The sequence below is a fragment of the Caloramator quimbayensis genome (genome assembly GCF_900167605.1).
Lineage (GTDB): Bacteria > Bacillota > Clostridia > Clostridiales > Caloramatoraceae > Caloramator_B > Caloramator_B quimbayensis.
Genome location: NZ_FUYH01000046.1, coordinates 1 through 8,138, shown reverse-complemented (window position 1 = coordinate 8,138; position 8,138 = coordinate 1). Strand labels below are relative to the sequence as shown.

General features: G+C 34.9%; 11 protein-coding genes and 1 pseudogene. 11 read left to right on the top strand and 1 reads right to left on the bottom strand.

All coding sequences use genetic code 11. The features are described from left to right. The 11 genes and pseudogenes from tnpC to B5D15_RS14695 all read left to right on the top strand — a co-directional run. Positions 1–1,279: IS66 family transposase (gene tnpC / locus B5D15_RS14745; RefSeq protein WP_078697866.1), on the top strand; the 1,279-nt coding region annotated here is incomplete at its 5' end. A gap of 415 nt (positions 1,280–1,694) precedes the next feature. Then, positions 1,695–2,036 carry an ArsR/SmtB family transcription factor gene (locus tag B5D15_RS14740; protein WP_078697865.1) on the top strand — a complete coding sequence of 114 codons (342 nt, stop codon included), beginning with the start codon at positions 1,695–1,697 and terminating at the stop codon, positions 2,034–2,036. Positions 2,037–2,123: 87 nt separating this feature from the next. Further along, positions 2,124–3,197, top strand: coding sequence for an ACR3 family arsenite efflux transporter (gene arsB / locus B5D15_RS14735; protein WP_078697864.1), 1,074 nt, complete (start codon positions 2,124–2,126; stop codon positions 3,195–3,197). 21 nt (positions 3,198–3,218) lie between these two features. Next, entirely contained in the window at positions 3,219–3,560 is a 342-nt protein-coding gene (gene arsD / locus B5D15_RS14730; protein ID WP_078697863.1) for an arsenite efflux transporter metallochaperone ArsD, read from the top strand. A gap of 40 nt (positions 3,561–3,600) precedes the next feature. After that, positions 3,601–5,346: an arsenical pump-driving ATPase gene (arsA, locus tag B5D15_RS14725; protein ID WP_078697862.1), complete on the top strand. Its 1,746-nt coding sequence runs from the start codon at positions 3,601–3,603 to the stop codon at positions 5,344–5,346. A 54-nt stretch (positions 5,347–5,400) separates the two neighbouring features. After that, entirely contained in the window at positions 5,401–5,673 is a 273-nt protein-coding gene (locus B5D15_RS14720) for a hypothetical protein (RefSeq protein ID WP_078697861.1), read from the top strand. A gap of 136 nt (positions 5,674–5,809) precedes the next feature. Then, on the top strand, positions 5,810–6,178 hold the full coding sequence (locus B5D15_RS14715; RefSeq protein ID WP_078697860.1) for a putative zinc-binding protein: 369 nt from the start codon (positions 5,810–5,812) through the stop codon (positions 6,176–6,178). A 2-nt stretch (positions 6,179–6,180) separates the two neighbouring features. Then, entirely contained in the window at positions 6,181–6,531 is a 351-nt protein-coding gene (locus B5D15_RS14710) for an ArsR/SmtB family transcription factor (protein WP_078697859.1), read from the top strand. A gap of 5 nt (positions 6,532–6,536) precedes the next feature. After that, positions 6,537–7,277 (top strand): annotated as a pseudogene (locus B5D15_RS14705) (DUF169 domain-containing protein). Positions 7,278–7,303: 26 nt separating this feature from the next. Beyond that, positions 7,304–7,525 carry a carboxymuconolactone decarboxylase family protein gene (locus tag B5D15_RS14700; protein ID WP_078697858.1) on the top strand — a complete coding sequence of 74 codons (222 nt, stop codon included), beginning with the start codon at positions 7,304–7,306 and terminating at the stop codon, positions 7,523–7,525. A gap of 50 nt (positions 7,526–7,575) precedes the next feature. Then, positions 7,576–7,818 carry a hypothetical protein gene (locus tag B5D15_RS14695; RefSeq protein WP_078697857.1) on the top strand — a complete coding sequence of 81 codons (243 nt, stop codon included), beginning with the start codon at positions 7,576–7,578 and terminating at the stop codon, positions 7,816–7,818. Here the strand turns inward: B5D15_RS14695 and B5D15_RS14690 are convergent. Next, positions 7,801–8,138 (bottom strand): transposase (locus B5D15_RS14690; protein WP_143287339.1); only part of this gene is annotated, 338 nt, incomplete at its 5' end. The genes B5D15_RS14695 and B5D15_RS14690 overlap by 18 nt on opposite strands.

The following is an 8,138-nucleotide window of genomic DNA, read 5'->3' as shown; positions in this document are numbered from 1 at the left end:
GCATAAATTAGATGAAGATAAAGCAGTTTGCGATAAATGTCATGAGAAATTAAGCATAATAGGAACTAAAACAAAAGAAGTTTTAAAATATAAGAAAGCGGAGCTTTATATTGAAGAACATGTAACCTACAGCTACGCTTGTAAGTCATGTAAAAAAACAGATGATAATACAAATATTATTACAACTAAAGCCCCAAACTCATTTCTTTATAAGAGTATGGCATCTCATGAACTTCTAAGCCATGTTATAAATATTAAATATCAATATGCAATGCCTCTTTACAGACAAGAGGCCTATTTTGATATGCTTGGCGTAAGCCTTTCAAGGCAAACATTATCTAATTGGATAATAAGTGCTGCTAATGAATTTGAGATAGTCTATAACGTAATGAAGGAAAATCTTTTAAAAAGCCATTATATCCAGGCTGATGAAACAACTTTAACAGTTGTTGATTCTAAGGGTGAAGATACTAAATCTAAAAAATATATGTGGCTTTATAGGACTGGAGAATCTGAGCATCCCATTATTTTATATGACTATCAAAGAACCAGATCCAGTACCTGTCCTAAAGAATTCTTAAAAGGATTTACTGGAGTGCTTCAGACAGATGGTTATCAAGGATACAACTCTGTAGAAAATGTGAAGCACATTTATTGCCTTGCTCATATACGGCGAAAATATTTTGAAATAGTTTCGAAATTAGAAGGCGAAGCCCTATTAAATTCAAGAGCTGTTATAGGGTTTAATTTTTGCGAGCAGCTTTACAAAATTGAAAAAGAACTCAAAGAAAAATATCAAGGCCGTGATGATTTCTATAAAAAGCGCTATGAAGTAAGGCTTGAAAAATCAGCACCAATCATTGAAGAATTTATAAAGTATGTTGATATAGAAATAAAAAATGCCCTTCATAGAAGTCCTTTAGGCCAAGCTCTTGAATATAGCCAAAAGTTATTGCCAAGCTTTAGAACCTTTTTGACAGATGGTTCCTTAGAAATAGATAATAACGGAGCAGAAAGAGCAATAAAGCCTTTTGTTATTGGAAGAAAAAATTGGCTTTTATGTAATACACCAAAGGGAGCAAATGCAAGTGCAATTCTCTTTAGCATAGCAGAAACAGCTAAAGCAAATGATTTAAATGTTGAAAAGTATTTAACTTATCTTATGAATGTGCTTTGTAATTTGGACAAGAAAGATACAGCTACGCTATTAAAATATATGCCTTGGTCAAAAGAGCTCCCTGAAGAATTAAAGCTTCAAAATAAAAATATTAATGTTTAGAAAATTAAAATATCCAGTAGAAGGCTTTGCAGCTTAATCTACTGGATTTATTTTATCAAAGGATAAATGAGGAATGAATACGGAAATTTTTTGACGATTACAGAAAAAAGGATTATTTGGCGGTTTGCTAGGAGCAAAGAAAGATAAGAAAGAAACTGGGTGTTGTAATTTGGAGATTGAAGAAATCCGAGAAGATGACGTAGAGCGGGTAAAAGAAAAAAATATACATCCAAAAACAAAGAAATCTTGTTGTAGTTAAAAATGTTTTTTGCAAAAGGCTATTGACAAAATAGCCTTTTGTGTGTCAATATATATGAGTAAATACTCATATGCGAATATAGTTCATATTTTTTTAGCTGGCATATGAGTGAATGAGCATATAATAATACATAAGAATAAACAGGAGGTAAAAAGCATGGTGGAAATATTTAAAGCGTTGGCAGAAGAAAGCAGGCTTCGCATTCTGGCAATCCTTATGGAGGATGAAATGTGCGTGTGTGAGATAGAGGAGTGCCTGAAAATGACACAGTCAAATGTTTCACGACACCTAACAGCTCTTAAAAACAGTGGAATACTAGACAGTTATAAAAAGGCACAATGGGCTTACTACAAAGTAAGTAACAAATTCAAGGAAGATAATCAAGATTTGTGGCTTTATCTTGTGAAAAAGTTAAAAGAATCGCCAAATTATCATAAAGATCTTGATGAATGTCAGAATTGCAAACGGATAGATTTATGCGATGTTAGAAAACCGTAATGAACACAAAAATGGTGAATAAAAAATGGAGTAAGAAAACTCTGATAGTAAAAAATAAATTAATAGCCTATTTAAGGAGTGATTATTATGAACGATAAAAAGTCAACAGAAATAAGTTTTTTTCAAAAATATTTAACCCTATGGGTAGTTCTTTGTATGGTAGCGGGAGTACTTATTGGCAAGTTTTTGCCTGGGATTCCTGCATTTCTAAATCAATTTGAATATGCCAAAGTATCAATACCGGTAGCAATTTTGATTTGGGTTATGATATATCCAATGATGATGAAAGTAGATTTTCAAAGTATTAAAAATGTTGGTAAAAATCCTAAGGGATTGTATGTAACTTGGATAGTAAACTGGCTGGTAAAACCATTTACTATGTATGCCATTGCATCATTTTTTCTATATGTGATATTTAGAAACTTCATTACTCCTGATTTGGCAAGAGAATATTTGGCAGGTGCGGTACTGCTTGGGGCAGCACCATGCACGGCAATGGTATTTGTGTGGAGTCATTTAACAAATGGGAATCCTGCATATACAGTAGTTCAAGTAGCGACTAATGACATTATTATACTTATTGCCTTCGTACCGATAGTAAAGTTCTTGCTGGGGGTTAGCAATGTTAGCGTGCCATGGGATACTTTGATTCTTTCCGTTGTGCTTTTCGTTGTGATTCCCCTTGCCGGTGGCATACTGACCAGAGTATCTATTACGAAAAGAAAAGGCTTGGAGTATTTTGAAAATCAATTTCTACCAAAGTTCGATAATGCTACCACCATCGGATTGTTGTTGACTTTGATACTGCTGTTTGCTTTTCAAGGAGAGGTTTTCATAAACAATCCGCTTCATATAGTGCTGATTGCTATACCGCTGATTATACAAACTTTCCTAATTTTCTTCATAGCTTATTTCGCAAGCAAAGCATTAAAACTTACCCATGATATTGCTGCACCCGCTGGTATGATTGGTGCATCAAATTTCTTTGAACTGTCCGTCGCAGTTGCAATAGCATTGTTCGGCACAACTTCAGCGGCCGCTATTGCCACAGTAGTGGGGGTTTTAGTAGAAGTACCAGTTATGCTGACTCTTGTTAAAATTGCAAATAATACAAAACATTGGTTTCCGCAGCCATCGGCTGAAACAATAAAAACAAAGTAATAACAGGAGGAGAGGTCTAATATGAAAAAGATAACAATTTATGAACCGGCAATGTGTTGCCCCACTGGTCTTTGCGGAGTTAGTATTGACCCAGATCTATTAAGAATTTCGACTGTATTGAACAACTTAAAGAAAAAAGGCATAGAAATTGAACGGTATAATCTGACAAACTCACCAATGAAGTTTATGACTAACAAAACAGTAAACAAAATGATTAATGAAAAGGGTATTGATGAGTTGCCGTTCACCCTTGTAGATGAAGAAGTTGCAATTACAGGTAGATATCCCACAAATGAAGAACTCGCAGATTTTCTTGGTATTCCTATCAATTCCTTTGATGAAGAGTCAAAGATAGATAAGTAGAAATCGATAAATAGCAAATAATTAACTAGGAGGCAGAATAATGATTCAAAATTTTAATCCGCAGAATATAAATTTGACAAAATATATGTTCTTTACGGGTAAAGGCGGAGTTGGAAAAACTTCAATTGCCTGCGCTACTGCGGTTACTCTTGCTGATAGTGGAAAAAAGGTGCTTTTAATTAGCACTGACCCTGCATCAAATTTGCAAGATGTCTTTAATACAGAACTAACTAATAAAGGGGTTCCAATTAAAGAAGTGCCAAATCTTGTTGTTGCCAATCTTGATCCGATTCAGGCAGCAGCAGAATATAGAGAGTGTGTAATTGGACCATACAGAGGTAAACTTCCGGATGCTGTCTTAAATAATATGGAAGAACAACTCTCCGGTTCCTGCACTGTTGAAATTGCAGCATTTAATGAGTTCTCAAAATTCATTACTGACGAAGAGATTCAAACAAAATATGATAACATTATTTTTGATACTGCACCTACGGGGCATACGCTTAGAATGTTGCAACTTCCTTCGGCATGGAGCACCTTTATTAGTGAGAACACACATGGAGCATCTTGTTTAGGTCAACTTTCCGGGCTTGAAAGTCAGAAAGAGGTATATAAAAAAGCTGTTGAAACTTTGGCTCACGAAGCATTAACAACCCTTATCCTTGTATCCCGACCCGAGGAAGCTCCCCTGAAGGAAGCAGAAAGAGCATCAAAAGAACTTGCAGAAATGGGTATAAATAACCAAATCATGGTGATTAACGGTGTGCTAACCTCATATGATGACAGCATATCCGAAAGCCTCTATAAAAAACAGCAAAATGCACTTGCAGAAATGCCGCAGGGCTTACGGGAAATTGCCACCTACATGGTACCGCTCAGAGCTTATAACATTACTGGAATAGAAAATGTAAGATCTCTGCTTATTAAGGATCATTACACTGTTAGCGATGAAAAGTTGAATGCTAAGGCAATTACTGAGCTCAAAGATGTTGTTGATGACCTGTACAATAGCAATAAAAAAGTTGTCTTCACAATGGGAAAAGGCGGCGTAGGCAAAACAACTATTGCTGCTGCAATAGCTTTAGGTCTCTCAAAGAAAGGCAAGAAAGTACATCTTACAACAACTGACCCTGCAGCCCATTTGAAATATGTCATCGCTGAAACTGACGGTATTAGTATGAGCCATATTGACGAGCAGGCTGAACTCAAAAAGTATCAGGAAGAAGTACTTTCTAAAGCGAAAGAAACTTTGTCTGATGAGGATTTAGCCTATGTTGAAGAGGATTTAAGATCACCTTGTACTCAGGAAATAGCTGTATTTAGGGCTTTTGCTGAAATAGTAGAAAAGGCCGAAAACGAGGTAGTAGTCATTGATACAGCACCTACAGGACATACACTTCTGTTGTTGGAATCTACCCAAAGCTACAATCAGGAAATTAAGCGTTCAAAAGGCGATATCCCAGAATCTGCAAAAAAACTGTTGCCTCGACTTCATAATGCTGATGAAACAGAGGTTATTATTGTAACTCTGCCAGAAGCTACGCCGGTTTACGAAGCAATGCGCTTAGAAGAAGACTTGAGACGTGCTGGAATTAATAATAAATGGTGGATTATTAACTCATCACTATACCAAACAGGAACAACCAATCAGTTACTGTCAGCAAAGGCAAGTAGCGAAATTAAATGGATTAATAAGGTTGACACTCATGCAAATGGAAACTTTGCTGTTATCCCTTGGAACTCTGATGAGATTAAGGGCAATAAGCTAAATGATTTATTAGCATAAGAATGTGCTAATATCAAATTTAAATGATTTATAAAATAATTGGAGGTTATGAAAATGAAAATTACAAACGAAGCCAAAAAAATGCTTGAAGAGATATTCTCTTCAAATGACTGTGACTGTTTAAAAGCTATTTTGCAAAAATCATGCTGTGGAACTTCTCTTGTATTCAACTTAGCAAAACTAAAAGATGGAGATGAACCCACTTCCATCAATGGCATTTCAGTATTAATGGAAGATGATGTGAAGAAAAGAGCGGAAACTATAACAATAACAGTGGAGAATGGCGAGTTAGCGATTCAGGATGAAGCATCATCAGGATGCTGTTAAGTTCCCCCTGTATTTTTAGTAAATCCCCTTGGTATATTTAATAATCAAGGGGATTACTAAAAAAGCATTGACAGAGTAAATTTTTAGTGATAATATATGGATATACGCATAAGCATATATAAAGGAGGAATTAATAATGAAGATAGGTATTTTACCTTGTCAGGGAGCGTGCAATGTGGGTGTGATGACAAACAAAGTAGCCCTTAATCTGGTTGATAATGAAACGGTTAACATGGTATGCCCACTCGGGCTTCCCTTGGGAATCAAAAATATTATTGACATGGCAAATGTCAATGAAAAGCACATTGCTTTAAATGGGTGTCCGGTCAAATGTGCATCAAAGGCATTGGAATCGGCAGGGATTACGGAGTATAAGGAAATAACACTGACATCTGATTTTGACATACCAAAGAATAAGAACTTTAAAGATGAAACAAACATTGATAATGTCGAGGCGAAAGTTAAAGATGTTATTGATGAGTTTCTCTCTGAACAGAAGGGTTAACCATGGTTGATTTAGCTGAATTTCTTAAAGCATTATCTGATGAGACAAGACTTCGAATTATGGCTTTGCTTTATCAGAAAGAGATGTGTGTTTGTGAAATTTGTGATGTAATTGGGGAATCTCAACCAAAGGTCTCCAGACATTTAGCTAAGCTCAGGGATGCAGATTTAGTTCGGGATGAACGACAAAGCCAATGGGTATTTTACTACTTAAACCTAGAAAATAAAACAGCGTCTGAGATCATGAATACAATCATTCGAAACATCAATGAACACTCAATTTTAAATGAAGACATGCAAAAACTGAACGAAAAAGTAAAACAATGCAAATTATGTAAAAGAGAGGGTAAATAATTATTATGAATAAAATGATTGAAATGAATAACAGAATAAAAAGCATTTTAAATGTGAAGCGCGAGCCTGTAGGAGTTAAATTTATCAAAGAGGATGATTTATCAAAACTAAAGGAACAATATGATTCTACTACTAAAATGAGATATTGTCAGGCATTAATGAGAGCAGGTAAAGGCTAAAAGATCATGATTACTGCTGATAATATTGCATGTCCGGCATCAGCAGCTGCGTTTGGTCTTAAACCATTGCCGGAAATGCTTTCCTCTGGTCAGATGCTTTACAATATGGGACTTTTTGCTACGCCCGAAGCTGGCGCAAAAGCAATGTCTGGAATGACCAGGCTTGCCCAAGGGGAGTTTAGTGCTGTAATATTAAGTCCATTGGAAACGATAGAAGTGGAACCGGATGTTGTTGTAATCGAATCAAAGCCGGAACATCTGATGTGGCTTTCCCTAGCTTCTATATATGAAACAGGAGAAAGATTGGAATTTAATTCTGCAATTTTCCAGGCAACCTGCGTTGATTCAACAGTAATACCGTTTACATCAAGAAAATTAAATTCCACACTTGGATGCTATGGCTGCAGAGAAGCTACAGATATTACTGAAGAAGAAAATTTGATAGGAATTCCTTATGGAGATCTTAGTAGTATTACAGACAATCTTGAAAAACTCTCTTCTAAACCAATGAAAAGAGCCAGAGCTAAAGAGGCTTTTCACTCTTTCAGTGGGTGCGGAGAAAGTTAATAACGAATCGATAGGGAGGTGTGCTTATGGGTTTACACATTAAAACAATTGAACTTGTTGCACTTGGTGCCGCAATAGGTGGTAATTGCATACCCTGTTTAGAATGGCATTACAAAAAATGTGTTGAATTGGGTATTCCTAAAGAAGAAATAAAAGAAGCGATAGAAATGGCTAATAAAGTAAAGCAAGTTCCGATAAAAAAGATCAATGAAGTTGCTGATAAACTATTGAGTGAAACGAGTGAATAAGTTACCTTTATTATTAATAGACTAAAAAATGTTCATTGGAGGAATGAAAAATGGAAGAATTAAAGAATAAATTTGACACACTTAGCAAAAATGAAAAACTAGATTTTATTAAAGAAATCATGCCCGAGTTTTGTAAAATATTTAGTGAAAATCCGCAAGCAATGATGAAAGACATGATGCCATACTGTAAAGATATGATGAAAGATTGCAATATGGACATGTCGATGATGATGTCAATGATGTTATTGTCAATAAAAATTCGGTTTTTTCCAAAGTTAGTTGAAATTAAGTAATAATACCTTTTGCTTAAGAAGTTCAAAACTGCAACGACCATACATAATTCTCTTTATAACCTTTATTTTATTTATAATTCCTTCAGCTAAACCATTACTATATTCATATATTATTGCATTTTTTACCGCTTCAAAATCTCTTTCTATTCCTGATATATAACTATTTAATTCAGGTATGTTTAACTCTTTTACTTCTTTAATCCATTTATCTATTTTATATATGTCTTTACTATAAAGTATTTCTTTAAATTGTTTAACAAATTGATATATTTGTTTTAATTGAGGATAAAGCATTAGTACTTTTTCTAACTGTTCTTTTG